Source organism: Streptomyces sp. NPDC023723, assembly GCF_040639815.1.
GTDB lineage: Bacteria > Actinomycetota > Actinomycetes > Streptomycetales > Streptomycetaceae > Streptomyces.
In genome coordinates this window covers 191917-216510 of the sequence record NZ_JBFAAP010000004.1, presented here as the reverse complement: position 1 = coordinate 216510, position 24594 = coordinate 191917, and the positions used below count along the sequence as shown (strand labels likewise).

The window sequence follows — 24594 nt, the reverse complement described above, 5'->3', positions numbered from 1 at the left end:
TCGCCGCCGTACGCCCGGCGCAGCAGCACCGCACAGGGGGGCCGGACGGCCCTGTCCGTAGGGAAGGACCGTACGCATGGCCACGACCCGCCGACGCCGAAGTCGTCGCACCGCCCTCGCCGCAGCCGCCGTGGCCGCCGTCGCGCTGACCGGTGGCCTGACCACCGGCTGCGACGCCGTCGACAAGGCACTGGACTGCGTCCAGACCGCCGACGCCATCGCCGACAGCGTCACCGCGCTCCAGCAGGCCGTCGAGGCCGCGTCGAACGACCCGACGCAACTGGAGGAGTCGCTGACCACCATCGACAAGAACCTCGACAAGATCGGCGACAAGACCGACAACGCCGACGTCAACAAGGCGGTCGACGACCTCGGCACGGCTGTCGAGAACGTCCGCACCTCGGTGGAGAACGGCGACGCGACGCCCGACATCAGCCCGGTCACCGACGCGGCCGGCGAACTGACGAAGGTCTGCACGCCGTAACCCGGGTGGGGACGAGGGCGGGGCACCGGAATACTGGTCCGCATGACCCGCCTGATCCTCGCCACCCGCAATGCCGGAAAGATCACCGAACTCCGCGCGATCCTGTCGGACGCCGGCCTGCCCCACGAACTGGTCGGCACCGACGCGTACCCCGAGATCCCCGACGTCAAGGAAACCGGCGTCACCTTCGCGGAGAACGCCCTCCTCAAGGCGCACGCCCTCGCCCAGGCCACCGGCCTGCCCGCCGTCGCCGACGACTCCGGCCTGTGCGTCGACGTCATGAACGGCTCACCCGGCATCTTCTCGGCCCGCTGGGCCGGCCGGCACGGCGACGACAAGGCCAACCTGGACCTGCTCCTCGCCCAGCTCTCCGACATCGCGGACGAACACCGCGGCGCGTACTTCGCCTGCGCGGCGGCACTCGCTCTTCCCGACGGCACGGAACGGGTGGTCGAGGGCAAGCTGATGGGCACCCTCCGCCACACCCCCGCCGGCCTCGGCGGCTTCGGCTACGACCCGATCCTCCAGCCGGAGGGCGAGAGGCGCACCTGCGCGGAGCTGACCGCCACCGAGAAAAACGCCATCAGCCACCGGGGCAAGGCGTTCCGGGGGTTGGTGCCGGTGGTGCGGGAGTTGTTGGGCTGACGTATGCCGGAGGGGCCGCCCTACGGACGGCCCCTCCATAAGTGCGGCCGGTGGGACTCGAACCCACACGGGCTTTCGCCCATTGCGATCTAAACGCAACTCGGCTGCCAGTTACGACACGGCCGCTCGCAACGATCGTCACACTCAACCGGCGGCGTTCAGTCTACGGGCAGTACGGCGCCCCGGCGAGGGCGCTTTTCTTCTGCCGACACCAGGTCTCCGTCAAGGCATGACAGTTGGGGCAGAGATAACGCAGGTTCTCGCGGCGATTGTCGCGCCAGTCGCCGTTGACGTGGTCGATCTGCAAGGTGATGTGCCGTCCCTGCCACTCGCCGGTGCTGCCGCAGGTCTGGCATGCGTACGGCACACCGATTTCGGTCAGCGCCCGGTGAAGCTGTGTTCTGTTTGTCCGTCCGGCGCTGCGCGGCAGAACGACGAGCACGCGGTGGGCGACAGGATCGGGTGCGGCGCGTTCCGGCTGTGCCCACGACCTCCGTCTGAAGTGGCTCGTATCAAGACCGAGCCGGGCGGCTGCTCGTCGGACGCGCCGGTGGTTGGTGGCGTTGACGTCCAGACCGAGCCGGCGCATGACATCTGCATAACTCGACGAGTGTTCCACGGCGTCCCGCAACGCACCCTCGGGAACAGTGACGCGCCGGTGGGAGAAGTGCCCTGTGTCGATGCCGTGGTCGCGCAACATGCGCCGCAGAGTCGTCCGGGAGCGACTGTCGTCCGGTACGCCCAGGGAACGGGCCATACCACGGATGCTCGTCGCGGTCGCTGCGGCGGTGCTCAGTTCCTCCGGCGTGAAAGGCAGGTCCGGTTCGGGCTGCTTCAGCCCCGGGAAGTGGCTCACGTCGATTCCTGCCGCGCTGATCCGGCGGCGAATGTGGGAAAGCGTTCCGGTGGCCGGAGTGGCTCCCAGCTTCAACGCCACTTCGCGCAGCGAGGACGAGGTGACAGCAGCTTCCGCAATGGCGGCGTCCGGATACTTGCGCCACGGGCTGCGCTTGACGAAGTGGCTGGTGCTCAGTCCGTAAACAGCGACCTTCTCCTGCAGCACCCGGCGTTGACCTCCGCTGACCCGGAGTCCCAGCCGCCGCATCAGGTCCGTCCAGTTGCGTGCTTCCGCGACGGCCTCCGTAAGCCGCTCCCGCGTATACGCGCTGCTCCCCATCAAACCGTCCCCTCCGCTCCCCGGCCGCCCGTTCGCAGCCTCGTACGGAGTAACGGACCGGTTATCGGACAGTCACGCGCGATAAGCGGAAGGGGCTCCACCGGTCGTCCCGGCAGAGCCCCGCGCGGTGGTGTCTCAGATGCCCAGGTCCTTGATGATCTTGGCTACGTGGCCCGTCGCGCGGACGTTGTAGAGGGCCTTCTCCACCTTGCCGTCCTCGTCCACCACGATCGTGGAGCGGATGACGCCCATATAGGTCTTGCCGTAGTTCTTCTTCTCGCCGAACGCGCCGTACGCGTCCAGGACCGACTTGTCGGGGTCGGCGAGGAGGGTGACCTTCAGGGACTCCGTGTCGCGGAACTTGGCCAGCTTCGCGGGCTGGTCGGGGGAGATGCCGAGCACGTCGTAGCCGGCGCCGGCCAGCAGGTCGAGGTTGTCGGTGAAGTCGCACGCCTGCTTGGTGCAGCCGGGGGTAAGAGCCGCGGGGTAGAAGTAGACGATGACCTTGCGGCCCCTGTGGTCGGCCAGGGACACCTCGTTGCCGTCGGCGTCCGGGAGGGTGAAGGCGGGGGCCACGTCCCCGGGCTGCAGTCGCTCGCTCATCGGGCAAGAGTAACCGGGGGTCCTGACCGTGCGGCGCGGCGCAGAGCTGACAGACTGTCCGGAACAGGAACAGCAGAGCACAGCACAGGATCGCTTCACATCGGAGGCCGTACGGTGGCGGACACGTCGGACACGAGAACCCCGGCGCAGATCGAGGCGGACATCAAGCGCCGCCGCGAGGTGCTGGCCGAGACGCTCGACGAGATCGGGGTGCGGGTGCATCCGAAAACGATCATGGGTGATGCGAAGGCCAAGGCCGCGGCGGAGGTCGATCGCACGCTCGGGCGGGCGTACGTCCAGGTCAACCGGGCTGTGAGTGAGGTCAGGGGGCAGTTCGTCGACGAACAGGGCGCGCCCAGGCTGGAGCGGGTCGTGCCGGTCGCGCTGGTGGTCGTCGGGGTGGTGGGGCTGCTCGCCTTCGGTACCCGGCGGCGTCGGCGCTGAGCCGGAGCAGGTAGGTTCGGGGCCGTGAGCGCCAAGAGAAACGACCACAGCACCCAGGACGACAAGCTGCCCATCCGCATGCTGCACGACCGCGTACTCGTGCGGCAGGACGTCGGCGAGGGCGAGCGGCGTTCCGGGGGCGGCATCCTGATCCCCGCCACGGCGGCCGTGGGCAAGCGGCTGGCCTGGGCCGAGGTGGTCGCCGTCGGGCAGAACGTGCGGACGGTGGAGCCGGGGGACCGGGTCCTGTTCGACCCGGAGGACCGGGCCGAGGTCGAGGTGCGGGGTGTGGGGTACGTGCTGATGCGCGAGCGCGATCTGCACGCCGTGGCGGCGGACCGGTTCGAGGGGTCGGAGGACTCCACCGGTCTGTATCTCTGAGGATCTGCCGGTAAGGGCCAAGGGGCTGGTGACCGTTGTCACCGGCCCCTTCGCGTTGCCCTTTGCTAGCGTGGAAGGACCCCGACGAGACGCGCCGTACCGGGTCACGCAAAGACGACGCACCACCGTTCAGTTCGCTTCACGGAGGTGCCGTCATGGCCTGGGTTCTGCTGATCGTCGCCGGTCTGCTGGAGGTCGGCTGGTCGATCGGGATGAAGTACAGCGAGGGGTTCACCCGGCTGGTGCCGTCCCTGTTCACCGGCGCCGGGATCGTCGCCAGCATGCTGCTGCTGTCGTACGCGGCGCGGTCGTTGCCGATCGGTACCGCCTACGGGGTGTGGGTCGGGATCGGGGCCGCCGGTGCGGCGGTGCTCGGCATGGTGGTGCTGGGGGAGCCGGTGACCGCCGCCCGGATCTTCTTCGTCTGTCTGCTGCTGGTGGCCGTGGTCGGGCTGAAGGCGACCTCCGGGCACTGAGTCACTCGCTGCCGGTGGGGTCGGGGAACGGCCAGGACGGGTTGTCGCCGCCGATCCCGCCGCTCGCGTCGTCGCCCGGTCCGTCGTCGCCGGGCGGCGCGTCGTCCCCGCCGGTCCCGGTGTCGCCGCCGTCCCCGGTGCCGCTGTCGCCGCCGGGGCCGGTCTGCTCGTCGCCGCCGGTCGCGTCGTCGCCGGGGGTGCCGGTGTCGCCGGTGCCGGGCGGGGTGACGCCGCCGGTGCTGCCGGGGGTGGCGGGGGTGTCCGGGGTCTCGCTGTCGTCGGCGCTGGGGGAGCCGGTGCCGGTGGAGCTGGCCGAGGGGTCGGTGGAGGACGGGGCCTCGGTCTCGGAGGCGCCGCGCTGGAGGCGCAGGTCGAAGCTGCCGACCGGTTCGCCGTTCAGCGCCTGGCGGGTGTACTGGCCCCAGATCTCCGCGGGCGCCCCGCCGCCGTTGATGCGGGCCAGGCCGGTGGCGCCGTAGAGCGGCATGTGGGCGGCGGTCTGCGGGTCCTGGCCCATGACGGCGACCACGGTGGCCAGTTCGGGGGTGTAGCCGGCGAACCAGGCGGCGGTGTCCTCCTCAGCGGTGCCGGTCTTGCCGGCGGCGGGGCGGCCGGCGGTCTGCGCGGCGGTGGCGGTGCCTTTCTGGACCACACCGCGCAGCACGGCGGTGGTGGTGTCGGCGGCCTGCCGGCTGATGGCCTGGTGTTCTTCGCGTTCGGGCAGTTCCACCCGCTGGTCGCCGTCCTTCACGACCTTGTCGACCAGGGTGTACGTGCCGTGCTCGCCGTGGTTGGCGAGGGTGGCGTACGCCTCGGCCATGTCCAGGACGCTGGCCTGGGCGACGCCGAGCGCGATGGAGGGGCTCTCCACCAGGTCGGGGGTGTCGGCCGGCAGGCCGAGGTCGACGGCGGTCTCCTTGACCTTGTCGGCGCCGACGTCGACGGCCATCTGCGCGTACACCGCGTTGACGGACTTGTCGGTGGCCTCGCGGACGGTGATGTCGCCGTAGTCGGTCTGGTCCTCGTTCTCGGGGGCGTAGTGGCCGCCGGACCAGCCCTGGACGGGGCGCTTGTTGGTGCCGTCGTAGGTGGTGTTGGGGGTGATGCGGCGGCCCTCCTGGGTGAGGGAGCCGTTCTCGACGGCGGCGGCGAGGACGAACGGCTTGAAGGTGGAGCCGACCTGGAAGTCGCGGCGGGTGGCGCTGGGGGTGTACTGCTTGACGTAGTCGATGCCGTTGTACATCGCGACGACCTTGCCGGTCCGCGGGTCGACGGAGGCGCCGCCGGCCCGGACGTAGGTGTCGACCTTGCGGTTCTTCTTGTCCAGCTGGGACATCAGTTTGTCGTCGACGGCTTCGACGAAGGCGTCCTGCTTGTCCTTTTCCAGGGTGGTGGTGATGCGGTAGCCGCCCCGGTCGAGGTCCTCCTCGGCGACGACGTCGTGCTGGATGAGGTAGTCCTTGACGATGTTGACGACATAGCCGCGCTGGCCGGACATGCCGGTGGAGGTGGTGGTCTCCTTCGGCATCGGGAAGGTGGCCTTCGCCCGCTCGGCGGCGGTCAGCCAGCCCTGGTCGGCCATGCCGTCCAGGACGTAGTTCCAGCGGGCGGTCGCGGCGCCCTTGTTCTCGGGGTGGGCGACGACGTCGTACTCGCTGGGGGCGTTGAGCAGTGAGGCGAGGTAGGCGCCCTGGGCGGCGGTGAGGTCGGTGGCGTCGATGCCGTAGTACGCCTGGGCGGCGGCCTGGATGCCGTAGGCGCCGCGGCCGAAGAAGCTGGTGTTGAGGTAGCCCTCGAGGATCTCGCTCTTGCTCTTCTCCCGGTCGAGCTTGATCGAGATGAAGAACTCCTTGGCCTTGCGGGTGAGGGTCTGCTCCTGGGCCAGGTAGTAGTTCTTGACGTACTGCTGGGTGATGGTGGAGCCGGACTGCTTGCCCTTGCCGGTGGCGGTGTTCCAGCCGGCCCGGATCATGGCCTGCGGGTCGATCGCGGACTCGGTGTAGAAGTCGCGGTCCTCGGCGGCGAGGACGGCGTGCTGGGCGTCCTCGGAGATGCCGGAGAGGCCGACGTTCTCCCGGTTGACCTTGCCGTCGCGGGCCAGCACGGTGCCGTCGGCGTACAGGTAGACGTTGCTCTGCTTGAGCGCCAGGGCGTTGGCGGAGGGGATCTTGACCAGGGAGTAGCCGAGGAAGAAGCCGCCGACCAGCAGGACGGCGACGACCAGTACGGTGCCGAGCGTCGTGCGCCAGGTGGGGATCAGGCGGCGCCGGCCGGTGCGCCTGGGCCGGCCGCCCTCGGGTTCGGGTCGGCGGGCCCAGCCCGGGGCGGCCGGCTGGTTCGGCTGCGGCTCTTCGCTCATGGTGTGCGTGCGACTCCTGTGGGTGGTGCTCCTGGGAAGAAGACTGTCCCATCCGGAGATCGGTTCCCACCGCAGCGGCCCCCGGAAAACCCGTGGCATGCCTCCTTCGGCCGGTACTAGGCTCCTGCGCTTCGGTGTCCGGCGGCGGGAGGAGGGGTGGGTGTGGGCTCGGGCCGGTTGTACGTCGCCGTTGCCGCGGGCGGGTTCCGGCGGTACGCCACGTACCGGGTGGCCACGGTGGCCGGGGTGTTCACCAACACGGTGTTCGGGCTGATCCTGGTCTACACGTATCTGGCGCTGTGGGACGAGCGGCCGTCGCTGGGCGGTTACGACCAGGGGCAGGCCGTCTCCTATGTGTGGATCGGGCAGGCGCTGCTCGCGGCGCTGGCGATCGGCGGCGGCGGGGTCGAGACCGAGCTGGCGGAGCGCATCCGTACGGGTGACATCGCCATCGACCTGTACCGGCCGGCCGACTTCCAGCTGTGGTGGCTGGCGGCGGACGTGGGCCGGTGCCTGTTCCAGTTGCTGGGGCGCGGGGTGCTGCCGTTCGCGTTCGGCGCGTTGTTCTTCCCGGCGTACGTGCCCTCCGACGCGGGGACCTGGGCGGCGTTCCTGGTGGCGGTGGTGCTGGCGGCGCTGGTGAGTTACGGCATCCGGTTCCTGGTGGCGCTGGCGGCGTTCTGGCTGCTGGACGGTACGGGGGTGCAGCAGCTGGCGTGGATCGTGGCGTTCTTCTGCTCGGGGATGCTGCTGCCGCTGAACGTGTTCCCGGGGGCGCTCGGTGACGTGGTGCGGCTGCTGCCGTGGTCGGCGCTGCTCCAGGCGCCGGCCGACGTGCTGCTGGGGGAGGCCGAGCCGTGGGCGACGTTCGGGTTCCAGGCCGGGTGGGCGGTGGTGCTGCTGGCCGCCGGGCGGCTGGTGTGGTCGGCGGCGACGCGACGGGTGGTGGTCCAGGGTGGCTGACGGGAGCGGTGGCGGGGAGCGGCTGCTGGACGACGGGCGGGGCGCCGGTGGGGGGCGGCCGGGCGACGACGGGCCGGGCGGTGGCGGGGGACGGCTGCTGGACGACGGCCGGGGCGTCGGCGGGGGGCGGCTGCTGGACGACGGCCGGGGTGTCGGCGGGCTGCGGGCCTACGGGATGGTCGCCGCGATGTGGATCAGGTCGACGATGGCGTACCGGACGTCGTTCGTGATCGCCACCTGCGCGAGTTTCGTGACGACCGGCCTGGACTTCGTCGCGGTGCTGCTGATGTTCTCCCAGGTGGACGCGCTGGGCGGCTGGTCGCTGCCCGAGGTCGCGTTCCTGTACGGCCTGTCCGGGATCGCGTTCGGGCTGGCGGACCTGGCGATCGGGTCGATGGAGCGGCTGGGCCGGCGGGTCCGGGACGGCACTCTGGACCTGCTTCTGGTGCGTCCGGCGCCGGTGCTGGCGCAGCTCGCGGCCGACCGGTTCGCGCCGCGCCGGGTGGGCCGGGTGCTCCAGGGCGCGCTGGTGCTGGGCTTCGCGCTGTCCGCGCTGGACGTCGACTGGACGCCGGCCAAGGTGGTGCTGGTGCCGGTGATGCTGGCGGGCGGCGGGGCGATCTTCTGCGCGGTGTTCGTGGCGGGGGCGGCGTTCCAGTTCCTGGCGCAGGACGCGTCGGAGGTGCAGAACGCGTTCACCTACGGGGGGACGACGCTGTTGCAGTACCCGCCGTCGCTGTTCGGGCCGGAGCTGGTGCGCGGGGTGACGTTCGTGCTGCCGCTGGCCTTCGTCAACTGGGTCCCCGCGTCGTACGTGCTGGACCGGCCCTACCCGCTGGGGCTGCCGGGCTGGACGGCGTTCGCGTCGCCGCTGGTGGCGGCCGGGTGCTGCGCGCTGGCGGGCCTGGCGTGGCGGGCGGGGCTGCGCTCTTATCGGAGTACAGGGAGCTGAGCGGGATGGACGGTGCCGACTTCATTCGGCTGGACGGCGTCGAGAAGGTGTTCGACGTGCGGAAGAGGACCGGGTTCCTGCGCCGGGAGCGGCGGGAGGTGCGGGCGGTGGACGGGCTGTCGTTCACCGTGGCGCGCGGCGAGATGGTCGGCTACATCGGGCCGAACGGCGCCGGCAAGTCGACCACCATCAAGATGCTCACCGGCATCCTCACGCCCAGCGGCGGCCGGCTGCGGGTGGCGGGCATCGATCCGGCCCGGGAGCGCACCCGGCTGGCCCGCCGGATCGGTGTCGTCTTCGGGCAGCGCACGACGCTGTGGTGGGACCTGCCGCTGATCGACTCCTACCGGCTGGCGCACCGCATGTACCGCATCCCGGACGCCCGTTACCGGGAGAACCTGGACCGCTGCGTGGAGCTCCTCGAACTGGGCGCCCTGCTGGACGTGCCCGTGCGCCAGTTGTCGCTGGGCCAGCGGATGCGCGGCGACATCGCGGCGGCGCTGCTGCACGACCCGGAGGTCCTCTACCTCGACGAGCCGACCATCGGCCTGGACGTCGTCTCCAAGGCCAGGGTGCGCGGCTTCCTGCGCGAGCTGAACACCGAGCGCGGCACCACGGTCCTGCTGACCACGCACGACCTGACCGACATCGAGCAGCTCTGCTCCCGGGTGATGGTGATCGACCACGGGCGGCTGATGTACGACGGTCCGCCGGCCGGTCTGCACGAGGTGGGGGAGTCCGAACGGACCCTGGTGGTCGACCTGGACCAGGAACTCCCGCCGATCGAGGCGCCCGCGCCCGCCCGGGTGGTCCGGGTGGAGGGGCCCCGCCAGTGGCTGTCCTTCCCGGCCGCGGCCTCAGCGGCCGACCTGGTGGCGCGGATCGCCGCCGCGTACCCGCTGGTCGACCTGTCGGTCCGGGAGCCGGACATCGAGACGGTGATCGCCCGGATGTACGCGGAGCGGGCGGACCGGTAGGGCCGCGCGGGCGGGGGCAGGCGGGGCAGTCCAGGCATAGTGCCCGCGCCGCCGAACTCGTAGGCTGCTGTGCATGACCGACGACGACCCGGACCTCCGGGCCTCCGACGCCGACCGTGAGCGAGTCGCCGAAGTCCTGCGGGACGCCCTCGCGGAGGGGCGGCTGGACATGGCGGAGTTCGAGGAGCGGCTGGACGCCACGTACGCCGCGCGCACCTACGGCGATCTCGCGCCGATCACCAAGGACCTGCCGGTCGGGGCGGCGGCGCCGGCGCCGAAGGTGTCGATGACCAAGGAGCCGGCCGAGCCGGGGAGCTGGGCGGCGCGGGTCACCGGCGGTGAGGGTTCGTCGACCTGGGCGGTCGCCGTGATGTCCGGTTTCCAGCGCAAGGGGCGCTGGCGGGTGCCGAAGCGGTTCAACTGCTTCGCGTTCTGGGGCGGCGGGGAGATCGACCTGCGCGAGGCGGACTTCGCGGACCGCGAGGTCGTCATCAACTGCGTGGCGGTGATGGGCGGGATGAACGTGGTGGTGCCGCCCGGTGTCGAGGTCGTGGTCCGCGGGATCGGTGTGATGGGCGGCTTCGACCACAGCGAGGAGGGGGTGCCCGGCGATCCGGGCGCCCCGCGGGTGATCGTGACCGGCTTCGCCTTCTGGGGCGGGGTCGGCGTGGAGCGCAAGCTGCCCCGGGCCGAGCGGCTGCGGCTCAAGGAGGAGCGGCGCCAGGAGCGGCTGGAGCGCAAGGAGGCCAGGCGGGAACTGCGCGCCTCCCTGCGGGACGGGATACGGGACGGCCACCAGCAGATGCTGGAGGGGCACCGCGAGATGGTGGAACGCCAACTGGACCGCCACTTGGACCGTCACCTGGACCGCCACCCGGATCGCCACCGGGATCACCGTTCGGACCGTCACCGGGATCACCGTTCGGACCGTCACCGGGACCGGGAGTCCGGGGAGGACTGAGCCCGTCCCGACCGTGGCCCAGGACGGCCGTGTCGCCCCCCGGGGCGGGGTCACAGCTGGGCCGGTGCCGCCCCCGCCAGATCGTCCAGGTCGACGGCGCCGGCCATTCGCGCGTACCCCTTGTCACTGGGGTGCAGGTGGTCGCCGCAGTCGTAGTCGGAGCGCAGCCGGCGCGGGTCGTACGGGTCGCGCAGCGCCTTGTCGAAGTCGGCGACCGCGTCGAACACCGTGCCGCCCCGGATCGCGGCGTTGATCTCCTGCCGGACCGCCTCGCGGGCGTCGCTGTAGCCGCGGTGGCCGCCGAACGGCATCAGGGTCGCGCCGATCACCTTCAGGCCGCGCGCGTGCGCCCGTTGGACCAGGGCGCGCAGGCCGTCGAGGATGGCGTCGGGGTCGGCCAGGGCGGGGAAGCGCAGGATGTCGTTGACGCCGAGGTCGATCACCACGGCCCGGACGCCGGTGCGGCCGAGCACGTCCCGGTCGAAGCGGTCGAGGGCGCTGGGGTTGTCGGGCGGGTCGCCCACGCCGCCGGTCAGCACCCGGTTGCCGCTGATCCCCTGGTTGACGACGCTGTAGCGCGGCACGTCCCGCCCCTCCTCGGCCGCCGTGCGCAGCCGCGCGGCCAGCACGTCGGTCCAGCGCCGGTTCGCGTCGGCGGTGGAGGTGGCGCCGTCGGTGATGGAGTCGCCGAGCGCCACGACGGTGCCCTCGGCCTCGTTGCTGAGCAGGTCGAGGGCGCTGAGGTAGCGCCAGTACGGCGTCGGGGTGTAGCCGCCGCCGGTGCTGTCCTCGGTGCGGTCGCCGGTGGCCAGGTAGCTGGTCTGCCGGGCCTGGGAGTGGTAGGTGACCGGGCCGGACGGGGTGGGGGAGTAGGTGCTGACCAGGACGTCGGCACTGTGGGGGACGGTGAGCCGGACGGGGTCGCTCAGCACCTGCCGGCCGGCCGGGACGACCACCCGGGTGGCACCGCCGAAGGTCAGCCGCCGCATCGTGCCGGGGGCCGCGGCGGCGGTGCCGGTGCCGTCGGCCAGCGCGAGGGAGGCGTGGCTGACGGTCAGCGGGGTGGTGCCGTAGAGGTTGGACAGCGTGACGCGGGCACTCGTACCGCCGATGCCCGCGTGCACGACGTTGCGTACCGAGCGGCCGGCCAGGCCCCGGGCCCGGGTGCCCGGTTCGGCGCCGGACGGGGAGGCGGACCAGGCGCCGACCCAGCGGCCGGTGGAGGCGGGCGCGGCGGCGCCCGGCGGGGCGTGGCCGGCGGCGCGCGCGGTACGGCCGCGGGTGCCGTCGTCGGCCGCCACGCCGACGTATATGGCGACCGACAGGGCCACTATGGCCGCGATGACGGCGGCGAGCAGGGCGTGTTGCCGGGCCGGGGGAGCGGGGGATACCGGGGGCGCCCCCGGGCCCCCGTCATGACCGTGGGTCATGTCGTGCCGTTCTCCTCGGGAGATGCTCTGGAGATGGGAGCTCGAGGTTCCGGAGAGGGAGACCCGGGGCTCCGATCTGACGATCCCATGATGCGTCATGGGGGCGGGGGCGCGGACGGGACTCCGCCGCGGTACCCCTTCGGACAGACGCCGGGAACTTGTGTTCCGTTCCGGGAGTCGGTCAGGAAGGGACAATGTGTGCGGGATCACCGGACGGGCGACGAACGGGCGACAACGGACGAGGAACGGGCGAGGAACGGACGGGGCACGGGTGACGAGCGGCGACGACGGGCGACGAGCCGCGACGACGGGTGGCGAGCGGGTGGAGCGATGGAACGGATGGAGCGGATGAAACAGACCAGCGGCAAGCGGGCCGAGGGCGCGGCGGGCACCGGCGACGCCGAGGGCGCCGGGACCGCCGGGGGCGCTGGGGCCGGCGGGGGCGCTGGGGTCGCCGGGGGCGCCGCGCGGCGGGCCGCCCGTCCCGGCGCCGCCGTGAACCGCGCGATGAACACGTTCAGCCCGGCCGACGAGGAGAAGCGGCGCGGCGTGCGCCGGATGAAGCTCACCGCCACCGGCCTGCTGCTCTTCGTCGCCCTGGTCTACGTACTGGCCGAACTGGCCGCCCACCACGGCGCCGGCGCCTGGGCGGGCTACGTCTCAGCCGCCGCCGAGGCCGGCATGGTCGGCGCGCTGGCCGACTGGTTCGCGGTCACCGCCCTCTTCCGGCACCCGCTCGGCCTGCCCATCCCGCACACCGCGATCATCCCCAAGAAGAAGGACCAGCTCGGCGTCTCGCTGGGCGAGTTCGTCGGGGAGAACTTCCTCTCCGAGGACGTGGTACGGCAGCGGCTGCGCGCCGTCGGCATCGGCTCCCGGCTCGGCGCCTGGCTCGCCGTCCCCGAACACGCCGACCGGGTCACCGCCGAACTGTCCGCCGCGCTGCGCGGCGCCCTGACCGTGCTGCGCGACTCCGACGTGCAGGCGGTGGTCGGCGAGGCCATCACCCGCCGCGCCGACGCCCAGGAGATCGCCCCCGGCGTCGGCAAGATGCTGGAGCGGGTCGTCGCCGACGGCGGCCACCGCCGGGCCGTCGACCTGGTGGTCACCCGCGCCCACGACTGGCTGGTGCTGCACGGCGACAACGTGATGGACGCGGTGCAGGGCGGCGCGCCCGGCTGGACGCCCCGGTTCGTCGACAAGCGGGTCGGCGAGCGCGTCTACAAGGAGCTGCTGCGCTTCGTCACCGAGATGCGCGACATGCCCGCCCACCCGGCGCGCGGCGCCCTGGACCGCTTCCTGTCCGACTTCGCCGCCGACCTCCAGTCCGACACCGAGACCCGGGCCCGGGTGGAGCGGCTGAAGACCGACGTCCTGGGCCGCGGCGAGGTGCAGGACCTGATCGCGTCCGCCTGGACGGCCGTACGATCCATGATCGTCTCGGCGGCCGAGGACGAGCGCAGCGAACTGCGGCTGCGGGTGCGTGCCTCGCTGCTGTCGCTGGGCGCCCGGATGGCCGCCGACGGCAAGGTGCAGAGCAAGGTCGACACATGGGTCGAGGGCGCCGCGGTCTACGTGGTGACCACCTACCGGCGGGAGATCACCTCGCTGATCACCGACACGGTCGCGGGCTGGGACGCCGAGCACACCACCAAGAAGATCGAGGCCAACATCGGCCGCGACCTCCAGTTCATCCGCATCAACGGCACGGTGGTCGGCTCGCTCGCCGGGCTGCTGATCTACACGGTCTCGCGCATGCTGGGGGCGTAGCGTCCCTCAGCGCCCTCGCCGCGGCGGGCGTGTTCCCTCCGGTGCCGGGCAGACGGGGGACGTCGCTCGACGGAGAGCTCGACGGAGAGGGAGCCCATGACAGCACAGTCGTCGCCCGGCCCGGTGCCCGCCTCCACCGGAACCGTCACCACCGCCGTCCCGGCCCGCCTGGACCGGCTGCCCTGGTCCCGCTGGCACTGGATGATCGTGATCGGCCTCGGCACCGTCTGGATCCTGGACGGCCTGGAGGTCACGATCGTCGGCAACGTGGCCGGCCGGATCGCCGAGGACGGCAGCGGCCTGGACATCAGCGCCGCGCAGATCACCGGCCTGGCCGCCGCGCTGTACGTGGCGGGGGCCTGCTGCGGCGCCCTGTTCTTCGGCTGGCTCACCGACCGTTACGGCCGCCGGAAACTCTTCATGGTGACCCTGGTGGTCTACCTGGCGGCGACCGCGATGACGGCGCTGTCCTTCCAGTCCTGGTGGTTCTTCCTCTTCCGGTTCCTCACCGGGTTCGGCATCGGCGGCGAGTACGCGGCCATCAACTCCGCGATCGACGAGCTGATCCCGTCGAAGTACCGCGGCCGGGTCGACCTGATCATCAACGGCAGCTACTGGCTCGGCGCGATCGGCGGCTCGCTGCTGTCCATCGTCATGCTGAACACCGACATCTTCCCGATGGAGTGGGGCTGGCGGCTCAGCTTCGCCCTCGGTGTCGTCCTCGGCCTGGTGATCCTGCTGGTCCGCCGCCACGTCCCGGAGAGCCCGCGCTGGCAGTTCATCCACGGGTACGGCGACGAGGCCGACGGCCTGGTCTCCTCGGTGGAGCGGGAGATCGAGCAGGAGAAGGGCGCGAAGCTGCCGCCCCCGGCCGGCGAGATCACCATCCACCAGCGCAAGAGCATCGGCTTCGGCCTGATCGCCAAGACCGTCTTCGGCAAGTACCCGCGCCGCGCGGTGCTCGGCCTGTCCCTCTTCATCGGCCAGGCGTTCCTCTACAACGCCATCACCTTCGGCTTCGGCACCATCCTGATCACCTTCTTCGACGTGCCGACCGGCCGCACCGGCTACTACTTCGCCGTCATCGCCGCGGGCAACTTCCTCGGCCCGCTGCTGCTCGGCAAGCTCTTCGACACGGTCGGCCGGCGGATCATGATCTCGTCGACGTACCTGCTGTCGGGCATCCTGCTGTTCGGCACCGCCTGGCTGTTCGACCGGGGTTCGCTGACGGCGACGACGATGACGGCGTGCTGGTGCGTGGTGCTGTTCTTCGCCTCGGCCGGCGCGTCCAGCGCCTACCTGACCGTCTCCGAGGTCTTCCCGATGGAGACCCGGGCGATGGCCATCGCCTTCTTCTACGCCCTCGGCACCGCGGCCGGCGGCATCAGCGGCCCGCTGCTCTTCGCCGACCTCACCGAGTCCGGCGTGGTCGGCGACACGGTGCTCGCGTTCCGGATCGGCGCCGGGCTGATGTGCGCGGCGGGCATCGTGGCCGCGTTCCTCGCGGTGAAGGCGGAGCGGCGGTCCCTGGAGGACATCGCGGAGCCGCTGTCGGCGGCGGAGGCGAGGGCGTAGGGGAGTGGTGGGGCGTGGAGGAGTGGTGCGGCGTAGGGGAGTGGTGAGGGCCTAGGGGAGCGATGAGCTCGGGTGTCAGCCCTGCCGGCCGGCGACCGGTGTCAGCCCCGCCGGTCGGCGACCGCCCAGGACGCCAGCGCGACCGCGCCCGAGACGCCGAACACGGCCGGCCAGGCGCCGACCTTCTTGGCCAGCGGGTGCGACCCGGCGAACGCCGCGACGTACGCGGCGCCCAGCGCACCCGCCGCCCTGCCGCCCGCCCGCCGCTGCCACTGGGTCGCCGCGACCGTCCCGGCGACGGCCAGTACGGCACCGCCGAGCTGCCGCTTCTTCGTCCAGCGCGCGACGCCGTACCCGCCGACGAGCCCGCCGGCGGCCACCAGAGAACTGGGAATCTTCGTCATGGCCCGAGGCTAACTCTCACCTGCGACACCGCCCCTACCTGAGCCTGGGCTTGTCAACTTTCCTCCCGCGAGCTATATAAGAAGACATATCCGAGGGGCATCGCACACACCCTGTGGAGAGGAGAGAACTGTGATGCTCATGCGCACCGACCCCTTCCGTGAGTTCGACCGGCTCGCCCAGCAGGTCCTCGGCACCAGTACGGCCCGCCCCGCGGCGATGCCGATGGACGCCTACCGGTCCGGCGACGACTTCGTCGTCCACTTCGACCTCCCCGGCATCGACCCCGAGTCGATCGAGCTGGACGTCGAACGCAACGTCCTGAGCGTCCGCGCCGAGCGCCGGTCCCCGGCCCCCGAGGGCGCCGAGACCGTCGTCGCCGAGCGGCCCACCGGCACGTTCACCCGCCAGCTCTTCCTCGGCGAGACGCTCGACACGGACCGCGTCGACGCCTCGTACGACGCCGGCGTCCTCACCCTGCGCATCCCGGTCGCCGAGCAGGCCAAGCCGCGCCGCATCCAGATCGGCGGCGGCGGCGACCGCAGGCAGATCAGCGGCTGACCCGCCGTAGCCGAGCCGCTGGCCGCCGTAGCCGAGCCGTTGACTGCCGTAGTCAGGCCGTTGACCGCTCGTCGCGAGGTTCCGCGGGTCCCGCTCAGGCGGCCCGCGGACCCCGCCCGCCCCACCCGGGCACTCCCGCACCCCACCCCACCCCACCCCACCCCGTCCGAAACGGAGGAGAAGCCCCCACATGACCGTCACGGTGCCGACGATGCCGACCCCGACGCCACCCCCGGCCGCCGCGCCCGCAGCGACCCGCCCCAGCTGGCCCCACCTGGTGGAACAGGTCCGCGAGGCCGGCCGCTACCCCACCCGCCCGCAGGCGGAGCGCGTCATCCGCGTCGTCCTCTCCGCCCTCGGCGGCCACGTCGTCGGCGACGAACGGGTCGACCTGGCCCGGGCCCTGCCCGAGACGGCCGCCCGGGTGGTCGCCGCGCAGATCCCGGCCCCCCGCCCGCTGACCGCCGCCGAGTTCGTCGACTCGGTCGCCGCCCGCGTCGAGGGCGCGACCCCGGCGACCGCCCGCTGGGACGTCAGCTCCGTGCTCAGCGTCCTGCCGCCGCTGGTCGGCGACGACCTGATCACCCGTATCCTCGACCGCCTCCCGCCCGGCTACGCCCTCCTGTTCGGCCGCGCGGACCTCACCCCGGCCGCCTGACCCGGCCCCGGACGGTCACCCGCCGGGCGCCCCACCGAACACCGCACCGCCCGCACGGGGCAGCGCCGGGTCCCGCCCCCGGTCCGGGCCCGCGCGCTGCCCATAGCGCGTCGCATCACTCGAACGGGTACCTGACCCCGTGCACCGCGAGGCACTTGATCGTTGCACCACCGGCGAGGCCGCGAGCCCGACGAGCCCGCGCCCCGCCGGAGCACGACGACGATGAGGAGACGACGGGATGACCGCGCAGGAAAAGAGCCGGGACAGCGGGGACAACGGGGGCAACGGACACAGCGGCAACACCGGGAACACCGGGAACACTGGGGGCAGCGGGGGCAGCGGGGGCAGCGGGTACGGGACCGCGGACCGCGTCCCCCGCACCGCGCTGGTGGACGGTGCCAGCGTGGCCTACTGGGAGGCGGGCCCGCCCGAAGGCGAACCGATCCTCCTGCTGCACGGCTACCCGGCCAACCACCGCTGCTGGCGGCACCAGATCCCGCCCCTTGCCCGCACCCACCGCGTCATCGCCCCCGACCTCCTCGGCTGGGGCGACTCCGACCACCCCCTCCACCTGCCCTTCGACTACGACACGGAGGTGGCCCGGGTGGGCCGCTTCCTGGACGCCCTCGACATCGACTCGGCCAACCTCTTCGGCCACGACTACGGCGGTTTCCTCGCCCTCGGCTTCACCCAGGCACACCCCACCCGGGTACGCCGCCTCGCGATCCTCAACAGCCGCGCCCAGTCCTCCTTCACCCGCCCCTGGTACACGGTCTTCACCCTGCTCACGGTCCTCGGCCGGATCCCGGTCCTGCGCGCCGTGGCCCGCCGGCTGCCCTTCACGGCACTGCACCGCCGCGCCTTCACCCCCCTCCTGCGCTCCGGCCACCTCGACCCCGCCACCCTGCGCACCTACGTCGACTGGATGGACACCCACCAGGGCCGCCGCAGCCTGCTGCACTTCTTCTCGGACTACCGCACGGCCCCCCGCCCCGAACTGCGCCGCCGGCTGAGCGAGATCACCTGTCCGACGGCGGTCGTCTGGGGCCGCGAGGACCCCTACCTCGGCCCCGCCATCGCCACCGAACTGGCCGCCGGCGTCCCCGGCGCCGACCTCACGATGCTGGACGACACCGGCCACTGGCTCATGGAGGAACGCCCCGAGGAGACGACAGAGGCCCTGGCCCACCTCCTGGCCCGACAGCCATGAAACCCGTGAAATCCAAGAAACCCATGCGGCCCATGCAGCCCATGCAGCCCATGCAGCCCATGCAGCCCATGCAGCCCATGCAGCCCATGAAACCCGTGGCACATCCACGCCCCCGGCCTGTCACACTCCCCGCGCCCCCTCCGTCATACGGGCGTACCGATTCAGCGCACTCGCGGAGGAGCCCTTCATGAACGCCGCCCGACTCGACCTGTTCGCCAACCCGGTCTCGCGCAAGCTCTTCGGCCACCTCAACGCGGCGGGCAAGGTTGTCACGGACTCACCCCTCCCGCCCGCCACCCAGGAACTGGTGAAGATCCGCGCCAGCCAGCTCAACGGCTGCGGCTTCTGCCTCGACATGCACACCAAGGAGGCCACGGCGGCCGGCGAGACCCCGACCCGCCTCAACCTGGTCGCCACCTGGCGCGAGGCCACCGTCTTCACCGACGCCGAACGCGCCGCCCTGGAACTCACCGAACAGGGCACCCGCCTCGCCGACGCGTCCCCCGGCGTGACCGACGAGGCATGGGCCGCCGCCGCCAAGCACTACGACGACGATCAACTGGCCGCCCTGGTCTCCCTGATCGCGGTCATCAACGCGTACAACCGCGTCAATGTGATCGTCCGCCAGCCGGCGGGCGGCTACGAGCCGGGCATGTTCGGCTGACCCACCCGCCCCCGCGCGCCCCCACCCGCCCCGCACGACCACCGGCCCGGGACCCCTGACCCCACCCAGCGGTCCCGGCCCCGCACTCACCCCTCGCGCCGCCCCAACAGCACTGTCAGAGCCCTCTGGTTCAATCCAACCGAACGGACCAAAGACAACACCGACACCAACACCGACACCGACACCACGCGTGGGAGAACCCATGGGCACCTGGGGCAGCGGCAACTTCGAGAGCGACACCGCACTGGACCACCTGTCGACGGTCGTCGGCCGACTCGTCACCGAGGTGGCCGACGCCATGACCGGCGACCCCGTGGCTCTCGAACCCGACGAGTACTGGGGCGTCGCCGTCCCCTGCGACCTGGAACTGCTCCACACCCTGGCCCGCGCCGGCCACACCACCGGCCTGCCCGACCCCGAGACGATCGAGAACTGGAAACACACCTTCATGACCGTCTGGGAAACCACCATCGACGGCCTGGAACCCTCCCCGGCCCACAAGGAGGAACGCCGGTCGGTCCTGCACCGCACCTTCGACCAACTGGCCACCGTGGCCCGCCGGGAGCCGACCGGCTGACCACGCCAACACCCGCGACCAGCACCTCCCGCGCCATTGCCGATTGCCGTACGCCGGCCTGATCCACAAGACGAATTCCGCTTGCCGCCGCACCAGCCGGTCGGATAGGAATCACGCATGTTGACGGGGAACAGGATCGGACTCAGGGCCCGGCACGAGGACGACGTACCCATCCTGCATGCCGAACTCCACGACGACGTGACCAACCAGGCCCGGGCCTCGGGAAAGCCGTGGCGCCCGGTCACGGCCACGTCCAGACACGGACAGTTCGCGGTCGACGACGACCGGGTGGACGAAGGGCACGTCCCGTTCTCCGTGGTGGAACTGGACGGCGGCACGCTCCTCGGCAGCGCCAACCTGTGGGGCGTCGACACCCACAACCGCACCGCGCACCTCGGCCTCGGCCTGCTGCCGTCCTGCCGCGGCAAGGGCTACGGCACCGACGTGGTCGCCGTGCTCTGCCACTACGGCTTCACCGTCCGCGGCCTGCACCGGCTGCAGATCGAGACCCTGTCCGACAACACCCCGATGCTGCGCGCCGCCGAACGCAACGGCTTCGTCCGCGAGGGCGTACTGCGCTCCTCGGCCTGGGTGATGGGCGAGTTCCTGGACGAGGTGGTCCTCGGCCTGCTCGCCGAGGACTGGAAGCCGCACCCCGAACACTGAGCCTTCTTGATCGCCTCGACCGCGGCGCCTACGCTCCCTGCCCATGGACATGGGGGGACCGGGACGCGGCCGGCCGGTCAGCCGACGCCGGGTGATCGCGGGCCTGCTGGCCGCAACCGCGGTACTGGCCGCGGTGGGCGCGTTGCTGGTCGTCGTACCGGGTCTGGTGGTCGACCACGACCTCGCCGGGGCGAGCGTCGCCGCGCAGGACCGGCTGACCGCGGTGAACGACGTCCGCACCACCCTCCTCCAGGCCGTCGGCGGCATGGTCGTGCTGTTCGGCGCGTACGCCACCTGGCGACAGGTCCGGGTCAGCCAGGAGGGCCTGCGGGTCAACCAGGAGGGCCATGTCACCGACCGCTTCAGCACCGCCGTCGACCAGCTCGGCAGCGACAAACTGGAGACGCGGATCGGCGGACTGCACGCGCTGTGGCGCATAGCGGAACACTCCGCCCGCGACCGCGACGCCGTCCTGTCCATCCAGGCCGCCTACCTCCGTACGCACCTGCCCTGGCCGCCCACGCAAGGACCCGCACCGGCGGCGGACGTGCCCATCAACGACATCGCACCCCTGGAGGTCCGCGCCCCCGACGCCCAGGTGGCCCTGACCGGCCTCGGGGTACTGCTCCTGCACCCCCGGGAACAGACCTGGCTCAACCTCAGCGTCACCGACCTGCGCCGCGCCGACTGCGACGGACTCTGGCTGAACGACGTCAACCTCGACCGGTCCTGCATGGAGGCCGCGGGCCTCTACCACGCCAAACTGACGCAGGCGTCCCTCGTCTCCGCCAACCTGCGCCACGCCGACCTCACCACGGCGATCCTGCGCCGCACCCGCTGCGCCCTGACCGACCTGCGGGGCGCCAAGCTGGTCGAGGCGGACCTGCGCGACAGCGACTTCACCGAGGCCGACCTGCGCGAGGCGAACCTGCGCAAGACCGACGCGAGCGGCGCCGTCTTCCACGACGCCGACCTGCGCCTGGCCGACCTGCGCGGCGCCGACCTGACCACCGCCGACCTGCGCGGCGCCCGCCTGACCGGCGCCCTGGCCAGCGACCACACCCGCTGGCCCCCCGACTTCGCCCCGGCCGCCGCGGGCGTGGTCCACACCACGGACCCCGGCCCCGAACCACCGCCCCTCCTCCAGCCGCCGGGCATCACGACACAGCATCCGGCGTTGCGGTCCATGTCGTGACCTGATGCCCGCGTTCTTGCATGTAAGCCTTGCCTGTAATCCTTGGATGTAACTCTTGACATAAATCCAAGGATTGCCACCTTGGTCGTATGACAGAAATCGAAAGGCCCCGTCTCATCCCAACCGGCAAGTGCTGGTGCGGCTGCGGAAAGGATGTCGGTCTCGGCAAATTCTTCGCCGCTGGCCACGACAAGATCGCCGAGGCTGCGCTCATGGCGCTCAAGTACGACGGCTCTGTGGCCCAGTTGCTCCACGCTCACGGCTACGGCTCACACCACTCAGTCCGCGACGCGGCTGTCAATGACCCGGACTGTTCGTGGGTGAGGTGCCCCGACTGCACGTACAGCGGTGCCCCCGCCAGCATTGGCAAGCATTACAAGAAGGACCATCAGCACGGTGGAGAGAGCTGATCATGCCCGCCACCCAGCGGCAGATTGTCGCTCAGGCGATCCTGCGCGACTTGTGTGCTGCTGGACTCATCGTCAAGACCGACGTTCATCGGGCTGTCTACCGGCCCGTTCCAAGGTAGGACCAAGACCGCCTCGGTCGGCGCGCCGCACCCGTGCGCCGATCGAGCGCCGCTGGTCGCTGCTCAGAGCTTGGGTTCCACCGGAAACGGCAGCTTGTCCGCCCAGCTCGCCAGTGTCTTCGCCGCGGCTTCCTGAGTCTCGCCGCCGACGGCAGTCTCCGTGATCAGGCTTCGCTCGGCGTTCGGCAAGGCGAGTTGGCGGTAATACTGCAAGTCCTCGAAGCCGTTCACCGCGACATCGTGACTGGTGGCGGCGTATACGAGGCGCGGAATGCGAGCCCAGTAGCAGGCGGTCAGGCACATGGGGCACGGCTCGCTGCTGGAGTACATGACGGCGTCTTCCATGAGATGGCGTCCGAGCTGGGCGCCGGCCGCGCGCAGGGCCATGACTTCAGCGTGCGCGGTGGGGTCTTGCCGCTCGACGACCGAGCTAGTGCCCCTGCCCACGATCTCGTCGCCGATGATGACGAGCGCCCCGAAGGGGGTCTTGCCCTCATCCTCCAGGGCCCGCTGGGACAGTTCGATGGCTTGGGCGAGAAACGCGCGGTCCTGAGCACTCGCCGGGGCGTAGGGCACCTTGCCTCCAAGTATCCGATTGAGCCCGCCCACGCCCTCACATGTAGACCGAGGGATCGGCGTCGCCGAAGGGGCCGTCGAAGTTCACGTCGTACCCCGTGAGGGGAGTGGTGGCACCTGTGGATCCGGCCATGTGAAGCGCTGCCTGGGCTCGGTGGGCGTTGGTCCAATCACCGTCTATGCGTGTCTCGACCATATCCGGGACGGAGGCGGCCACCTCATCCCCTCGCAGTATCAGGCGGTGGATCCGGTACGTGGCAAGGCCGGAGGAGAGCAGAACGATCGTGGCGGACAGCCGGTGCTGCCACTCCTCGAAGGCCCGGTCGACAGCGGTTGCCCGGGCGGGAGCCTCAGATGCGTTGGGCAGGTTGTGCAGCACGACCCGGGTAATCGAGAGGTCCTCGCGTCTGCGAAGGTGCGCAGACATCAGGACGCGGTCGACCTCGTTGCGGAAGGCCGTGTACTCCGGCTGGAGCCAGACCTGACCGCACTGGACCACTACGACCGCGGAAACGTTCTGGGCATCCAGTACCGCCAGGCGCTCACGCCACTCGGCTGTGTCTATGCCGCCGGAATCACTCATGCTCCCTCCCGGGTGTGCACGCCGATCAACTGGAGGACCTGGAGCCCGGCCGCGATGGCGTCCACCGGATCGGACTGCCCGGCTGCGCCCGGCAGGACCCGGGTGGCGAGCCGCGCGGCCGTCCTGCGTGCGGGCAGCGGCAGACCGTTCAAGAACCTGCGCAGCTCGGCATCCGTGCCGCCCGGAGCGAGCGGGGCAAGCCGGCAGGCGATCGCGAGGACCATCGCGGACGGCCGGTGGTGCGGCTCGATGACGGGGACCGGCAGCCGGTAGTGATGAGCATGCCGCGCCGAACGGATCGTCGCGGCGGCTGAGCCAGGGGTGTCGGCACGGCTCACGAGGGACAGCAGCGCAGTTTGGGCTTGGCCGGCGGTGGCGAAGTACCGGTGGGTCGCGAACGTACGCAGATAGGCCCCCAGCAACTGGGCGTCTGGGGTGAACTCGGGGCGGATGAGTTCCGGTGGGTGAGGCAGGCGCGCGTCGCGCAGTGTGGCGAACGCGTTCACCGAGACCAGCGCCCAGAAGTGGTCGAAGTCCTCCGCGGAGCCGAGGACCGCGAGCGCGTCCCTGGCCGCGGGCGTGGCGGGGGCGGCGGCACCGTACAGGCAGGCCCGCGTCTCGGTGAGGATGGACGCGCCGTCCCAGTAGTTGCCCATGAACTTGGTGCCGGCGAGTATCTCGTGCACGCCGTACAGGGCACTCGCCTGGTGGGCACCGTGGAACTCGGTGAAGTCCGCGTACCACAGCAGTGCTTGGCCGGGCGTGGTGAGAAGGGTGCCGAGTTCGTCGCGTGAGGCCGCGGACTTCGGATCGGGATCCACACAGCGCAAGATCTTCAGACGCGCGTCCGTGCTCAGGGCGACCAGCTCCCGGGCCGCCCGGTTGGAGGCCACTCCGCGTACGGACATCAGGTGCGCGGTGCTGGCGAGCCAGGCCAGGTAGCGGCTGAGCGCCCCGAGGGCCGGAGCCGGGTCCGTCAGCCGGCGGATGTGTGCGATGGATGAGTCGATCAGTACCCGGGAGCAGGACACCACCTGTGTCGGATCCGCCCCGCTGACCAGCGTCGCCCGCGCGAGACGGTGCAGTACCTCCAGATGCAGTGAGACGGCCTGCTCCGCGTACGCGCCCGGCACCTCGGCCCCGGCCAGCTGGTTGGCGAGATGCCGTATGGCGGTGGGGTCGTTGCTGGTGACAGCCTGGCTCACGGTCCCGATGTACGAGTTGATGACGGCGTCGTTGTCCTGCTCGCCGGGCGAACGGGCGGCCTCCGCGCCCTGCCGGGCCAGGGCTCCGGCAAGGGTGCGGCGGAGCAGCCGGTTACGCCCTCCGACGCTGGCCAGGCCGAAGAGCCGGACGAACGAGAAGATCCCGAAGACGTTCGCCAGCAGGAACAGCAAGGCCCCGTAAGTGGCGCTGACGGCGTTGTCGCCGAGCAGCCCGCAAGCGGTGAACAGAGCGGCCAGCCACCCGACGAGCACCCATTCCCGGAACGCGATGTGGCTGTCTATCGCCCGCAGTGAGGGCCAGGAGCTGGCCGCTGAGAAGGTCAGCGCGAAGATGACCGCCTCGCCGGTCAGCAGGGTGGCGAAGAAGGCGATGCTGAACTGTGTGGCGTCCACGACGTCGTCGTGGTCGCGAGGGGAGATGACCGCCAGAAGGCCGAGTGCCAACAGGCACCCGATAAGCGCGACTTGTCTCCACCGCAGTCCCGCCGCCGCCCCGTTCACCACTCACCTCCCGCTGGCGTCACCCCACTCTCGCAGGGAGCCGGGGCCC

At 71.4% G+C, this 24594-nt stretch carries 27 protein-coding genes, 1 tRNA gene and 1 riboswitch; of the genes, 19 read left to right on the top strand and 9 right to left on the bottom strand.

Annotated features, from left to right (window positions below; all coding sequences use genetic code 11):
- Positions 1-76 precede the first annotated feature (76 nt).
- A complete protein-coding gene (locus AB0G32_RS07720; RefSeq protein WP_361159625.1) occupies positions 77-484 on the top strand; it encodes a hypothetical protein in 408 nt (135 codons plus the stop codon).
- A gap of 42 nt (positions 485-526) precedes the next feature.
- Positions 527-1129, top strand: coding sequence for an RdgB/HAM1 family non-canonical purine NTP pyrophosphatase (rdgB, locus tag AB0G32_RS07715; RefSeq protein WP_361159622.1), 603 nt, complete (start codon positions 527-529; stop codon positions 1127-1129).
- A gap of 42 nt (positions 1130-1171) precedes the next feature.
- Here rdgB and AB0G32_RS07710 read toward each other — a convergent pair.
- From AB0G32_RS07710 to bcp, 3 genes are all read right to left on the bottom strand, one after another.
- Positions 1172-1255, bottom strand: a tRNA-Leu gene (locus AB0G32_RS07710).
- Positions 1256-1292: 37 nt separating this feature from the next.
- A complete protein-coding gene (locus tag AB0G32_RS07705; protein ID WP_361159619.1) occupies positions 1293-2192 on the bottom strand; it encodes an HNH endonuclease in 900 nt (299 codons plus the stop codon).
- Positions 2193-2441: 249 nt separating this feature from the next.
- The gene (gene bcp, locus AB0G32_RS07700) at positions 2442-2909 is read right to left on the bottom strand and encodes a thioredoxin-dependent thiol peroxidase (RefSeq protein ID WP_361159617.1); all 468 of its coding nucleotides are present in this window, start codon (positions 2907-2909) and stop codon (positions 2442-2444) included.
- A gap of 114 nt (positions 2910-3023) precedes the next feature.
- Between bcp and AB0G32_RS07695 the strand changes: the two genes are divergently transcribed.
- From AB0G32_RS07695 to AB0G32_RS07685, 3 genes are all read left to right on the top strand, one after another.
- Positions 3024-3353 carry a DUF3618 domain-containing protein gene (locus tag AB0G32_RS07695; protein ID WP_361159615.1) on the top strand — a complete coding sequence of 110 codons (330 nt, stop codon included), beginning with the start codon at positions 3024-3026 and terminating at the stop codon, positions 3351-3353.
- A gap of 24 nt (positions 3354-3377) precedes the next feature.
- On the top strand, positions 3378-3734 hold the full coding sequence (locus AB0G32_RS07690; protein ID WP_361159613.1) for a co-chaperone GroES: 357 nt from the start codon (positions 3378-3380) through the stop codon (positions 3732-3734).
- A gap of 54 nt (positions 3735-3788) precedes the next feature.
- A riboswitch (guanidine-III (ykkC-III) riboswitch) is annotated at positions 3789-3858 on the top strand.
- A 31-nt stretch (positions 3859-3889) separates the two neighbouring features.
- The gene (locus AB0G32_RS07685; RefSeq protein ID WP_320782228.1) at positions 3890-4210 is read left to right on the top strand and encodes an SMR family transporter; all 321 of its coding nucleotides are present in this window, start codon (positions 3890-3892) and stop codon (positions 4208-4210) included.
- 1 nt (position 4211) lies between these two features.
- Here AB0G32_RS07685 and AB0G32_RS07680 read toward each other — a convergent pair whose 3' ends face one another.
- Entirely contained in the window at positions 4212-6569 is a 2358-nt protein-coding gene (locus AB0G32_RS07680; protein ID WP_361159609.1) for a transglycosylase domain-containing protein, read from the bottom strand.
- A 156-nt stretch (positions 6570-6725) separates the two neighbouring features.
- Between AB0G32_RS07680 and AB0G32_RS07675 the strand changes: the two genes are divergently transcribed.
- The 4 genes from AB0G32_RS07675 to AB0G32_RS07660 all read left to right on the top strand — a co-directional run bounded on the left by AB0G32_RS07675 (position 6726) and on the right by AB0G32_RS07660 (position 10422).
- Positions 6726-7532 (top strand): ABC-2 family transporter protein, encoded by an 807-nt coding sequence (locus AB0G32_RS07675; RefSeq protein WP_361159606.1) that lies wholly within the window; start codon positions 6726-6728, stop codon positions 7530-7532.
- 175 nt (positions 7533-7707) lie between these two features.
- Positions 7708-8484 carry an ABC transporter permease gene (locus AB0G32_RS07670; protein WP_361159961.1) on the top strand — a complete coding sequence of 259 codons (777 nt, stop codon included), beginning with the start codon at positions 7708-7710 and terminating at the stop codon, positions 8482-8484.
- Positions 8485-8489: 5 nt separating this feature from the next.
- Positions 8490-9461 (top strand): ATP-binding cassette domain-containing protein, encoded by a 972-nt coding sequence (locus tag AB0G32_RS07665; RefSeq protein WP_361159603.1) that lies wholly within the window; start codon positions 8490-8492, stop codon positions 9459-9461.
- A gap of 73 nt (positions 9462-9534) precedes the next feature.
- A complete protein-coding gene (locus AB0G32_RS07660) occupies positions 9535-10422 on the top strand; it encodes a DUF1707 domain-containing protein (protein WP_361159600.1) in 888 nt (295 codons plus the stop codon).
- 50 nt (positions 10423-10472) lie between these two features.
- Here the strand turns inward: AB0G32_RS07660 and AB0G32_RS07655 are convergent, their stop codons facing one another.
- Complete coding sequence (locus AB0G32_RS07655) at positions 10473-11852, bottom strand: SGNH/GDSL hydrolase family protein (protein WP_361159598.1); 1380 nt, start codon at positions 11850-11852, stop codon at positions 10473-10475.
- 348 nt (positions 11853-12200) lie between these two features.
- Here AB0G32_RS07655 and AB0G32_RS07650 point away from each other — a divergent pair, with 348 nt between their 5' ends.
- Together AB0G32_RS07650 and AB0G32_RS07645 are read left to right on the top strand one after the other, a co-directional pair.
- Positions 12201-13622 carry a DUF445 domain-containing protein gene (locus AB0G32_RS07650; RefSeq protein ID WP_361159595.1) on the top strand — a complete coding sequence of 474 codons (1422 nt, stop codon included), beginning with the start codon at positions 12201-12203 and terminating at the stop codon, positions 13620-13622.
- A 96-nt stretch (positions 13623-13718) separates the two neighbouring features.
- Complete coding sequence (locus AB0G32_RS07645) at positions 13719-15197, top strand: MFS transporter (RefSeq protein ID WP_361159593.1); 1479 nt, start codon at positions 13719-13721, stop codon at positions 15195-15197.
- A gap of 101 nt (positions 15198-15298) precedes the next feature.
- On the opposite strand, the gene AB0G32_RS07640 is transcribed toward AB0G32_RS07645, so the two are convergent.
- Positions 15299-15601: a hypothetical protein gene (locus AB0G32_RS07640; RefSeq protein ID WP_361159590.1), complete on the bottom strand. Its 303-nt coding sequence runs from the start codon at positions 15599-15601 to the stop codon at positions 15299-15301.
- A 133-nt stretch (positions 15602-15734) separates the two neighbouring features.
- Here AB0G32_RS07640 and AB0G32_RS07635 point away from each other — a divergent pair, with 133 nt between their 5' ends.
- The 8 genes from AB0G32_RS07635 to AB0G32_RS07600 all read left to right on the top strand — a co-directional run bounded on the left by AB0G32_RS07635 (position 15735) and on the right by AB0G32_RS07600 (position 21540).
- A complete protein-coding gene (locus tag AB0G32_RS07635; protein WP_361159588.1) occupies positions 15735-16160 on the top strand; it encodes an Hsp20/alpha crystallin family protein in 426 nt (141 codons plus the stop codon).
- A 190-nt stretch (positions 16161-16350) separates the two neighbouring features.
- Positions 16351-16818, top strand: coding sequence for a DUF2267 domain-containing protein (locus AB0G32_RS07630; protein ID WP_361159585.1), 468 nt, complete (start codon positions 16351-16353; stop codon positions 16816-16818).
- 238 nt (positions 16819-17056) lie between these two features.
- Positions 17057-18028: an alpha/beta fold hydrolase gene (locus tag AB0G32_RS07625; protein ID WP_361159582.1), complete on the top strand. Its 972-nt coding sequence runs from the start codon at positions 17057-17059 to the stop codon at positions 18026-18028.
- 187 nt (positions 18029-18215) lie between these two features.
- A complete protein-coding gene (locus AB0G32_RS07620) occupies positions 18216-18692 on the top strand; it encodes a carboxymuconolactone decarboxylase family protein (protein WP_361159580.1) in 477 nt (158 codons plus the stop codon).
- Positions 18693-18894: 202 nt separating this feature from the next.
- On the top strand, positions 18895-19269 hold the full coding sequence (locus tag AB0G32_RS07615; RefSeq protein ID WP_361159577.1) for a DUF4259 domain-containing protein: 375 nt from the start codon (positions 18895-18897) through the stop codon (positions 19267-19269).
- A gap of 117 nt (positions 19270-19386) precedes the next feature.
- Positions 19387-19935 (top strand): GNAT family protein, encoded by a 549-nt coding sequence (locus tag AB0G32_RS07610; protein WP_361159574.1) that lies wholly within the window; start codon positions 19387-19389, stop codon positions 19933-19935.
- Between the two features lie 43 nt (positions 19936-19978).
- Positions 19979-21130, top strand: coding sequence for a pentapeptide repeat-containing protein (locus tag AB0G32_RS07605; protein WP_361159571.1), 1152 nt, complete (start codon positions 19979-19981; stop codon positions 21128-21130).
- Between the two features lie 89 nt (positions 21131-21219).
- Positions 21220-21540: a hypothetical protein gene (locus AB0G32_RS07600; protein ID WP_361159568.1), complete on the top strand. Its 321-nt coding sequence runs from the start codon at positions 21220-21222 to the stop codon at positions 21538-21540.
- Positions 21541-21722: 182 nt separating this feature from the next.
- Here AB0G32_RS07600 and AB0G32_RS07595 read toward each other — a convergent pair whose 3' ends face one another.
- Genes AB0G32_RS07595 through AB0G32_RS07585 form a run of 3 tightly spaced genes read right to left on the bottom strand, consistent with a single transcriptional unit; the run spans position 21723 to position 24488 of the window.
- Positions 21723-22235 carry a nucleoside deaminase gene (locus tag AB0G32_RS07595; protein ID WP_361159566.1) on the bottom strand — a complete coding sequence of 171 codons (513 nt, stop codon included), beginning with the start codon at positions 22233-22235 and terminating at the stop codon, positions 21723-21725.
- A gap of 37 nt (positions 22236-22272) precedes the next feature.
- Positions 22273-22818 carry a hypothetical protein gene (locus AB0G32_RS07590; RefSeq protein WP_361159563.1) on the bottom strand — a complete coding sequence of 182 codons (546 nt, stop codon included), beginning with the start codon at positions 22816-22818 and terminating at the stop codon, positions 22273-22275.
- A complete protein-coding gene (locus AB0G32_RS07585; protein WP_361159561.1) occupies positions 22815-24488 on the bottom strand; it encodes a hypothetical protein in 1674 nt (557 codons plus the stop codon). The genes AB0G32_RS07590 and AB0G32_RS07585 overlap by 4 nt, the downstream gene beginning before the upstream one ends.
- Positions 24489-24594 lie beyond the last annotated feature (106 nt).

What these genes read in the sequence shown, in the direction of transcription:
- AB0G32_RS07640 (WP_361159590.1), bottom strand. Translation starts at nt 15,601, where the DNA reads ATGACGAAGATTCCCAGTTCTCTGGTGGCCGCCGGCGGGCTCGTCGGC.
- AB0G32_RS07615 (WP_361159577.1), top strand. Translation starts at nt 18,895, where the DNA reads ATGGGCACCTGGGGCAGCGGCAACTTCGAGAGCGACACCGCACTGGAC.
- AB0G32_RS07680 (WP_361159609.1), bottom strand. Translation starts at nt 6,569, where the DNA reads ATGAGCGAAGAGCCGCAGCCGAACCAGCCGGCCGCCCCGGGCTGGGCC.
- AB0G32_RS07720 (WP_361159625.1), top strand. Translation starts at nt 77, where the DNA reads ATGGCCACGACCCGCCGACGCCGAAGTCGTCGCACCGCCCTCGCCGCA.
- AB0G32_RS07645 (WP_361159593.1), top strand. Translation starts at nt 13,719, where the DNA reads ATGACAGCACAGTCGTCGCCCGGCCCGGTGCCCGCCTCCACCGGAACC.
- AB0G32_RS07630 (WP_361159585.1), top strand. Translation starts at nt 16,351, where the DNA reads ATGACCGTCACGGTGCCGACGATGCCGACCCCGACGCCACCCCCGGCC.
- AB0G32_RS07665 (WP_361159603.1), top strand. Translation starts at nt 8,490, where the DNA reads ATGGACGGTGCCGACTTCATTCGGCTGGACGGCGTCGAGAAGGTGTTC.
- AB0G32_RS07610 (WP_361159574.1), top strand. Translation starts at nt 19,387, where the DNA reads ATGTTGACGGGGAACAGGATCGGACTCAGGGCCCGGCACGAGGACGAC.
- AB0G32_RS07590 (WP_361159563.1), bottom strand. Translation starts at nt 22,818, where the DNA reads ATGAGTGATTCCGGCGGCATAGACACAGCCGAGTGGCGTGAGCGCCTG.
- AB0G32_RS07600 (WP_361159568.1), top strand. Translation starts at nt 21,220, where the DNA reads ATGACAGAAATCGAAAGGCCCCGTCTCATCCCAACCGGCAAGTGCTGG.
- AB0G32_RS07605 (WP_361159571.1), top strand. Translation starts at nt 19,979, where the DNA reads ATGGACATGGGGGGACCGGGACGCGGCCGGCCGGTCAGCCGACGCCGG.
- AB0G32_RS07635 (WP_361159588.1), top strand. Translation starts at nt 15,735, where the DNA reads ATGCTCATGCGCACCGACCCCTTCCGTGAGTTCGACCGGCTCGCCCAG.
- AB0G32_RS07660 (WP_361159600.1), top strand. Translation starts at nt 9,535, where the DNA reads ATGACCGACGACGACCCGGACCTCCGGGCCTCCGACGCCGACCGTGAG.
- AB0G32_RS07650 (WP_361159595.1), top strand. Translation starts at nt 12,201, where the DNA reads ATGAAACAGACCAGCGGCAAGCGGGCCGAGGGCGCGGCGGGCACCGGC.
- rdgB (WP_361159622.1), top strand. Translation starts at nt 527, where the DNA reads ATGACCCGCCTGATCCTCGCCACCCGCAATGCCGGAAAGATCACCGAA.
- AB0G32_RS07625 (WP_361159582.1), top strand. Translation starts at nt 17,057, where the DNA reads ATGACCGCGCAGGAAAAGAGCCGGGACAGCGGGGACAACGGGGGCAAC.
- AB0G32_RS07670 (WP_361159961.1), top strand. Translation starts at nt 7,708, where the DNA reads ATGGTCGCCGCGATGTGGATCAGGTCGACGATGGCGTACCGGACGTCG.
- AB0G32_RS07655 (WP_361159598.1), bottom strand. Translation starts at nt 11,852, where the DNA reads ATGACCCACGGTCATGACGGGGGCCCGGGGGCGCCCCCGGTATCCCCC.
- AB0G32_RS07620 (WP_361159580.1), top strand. Translation starts at nt 18,216, where the DNA reads ATGAACGCCGCCCGACTCGACCTGTTCGCCAACCCGGTCTCGCGCAAG.
- AB0G32_RS07685 (WP_320782228.1), top strand. Translation starts at nt 3,890, where the DNA reads ATGGCCTGGGTTCTGCTGATCGTCGCCGGTCTGCTGGAGGTCGGCTGG.
- bcp (WP_361159617.1), bottom strand. Translation starts at nt 2,909, where the DNA reads ATGAGCGAGCGACTGCAGCCCGGGGACGTGGCCCCCGCCTTCACCCTC.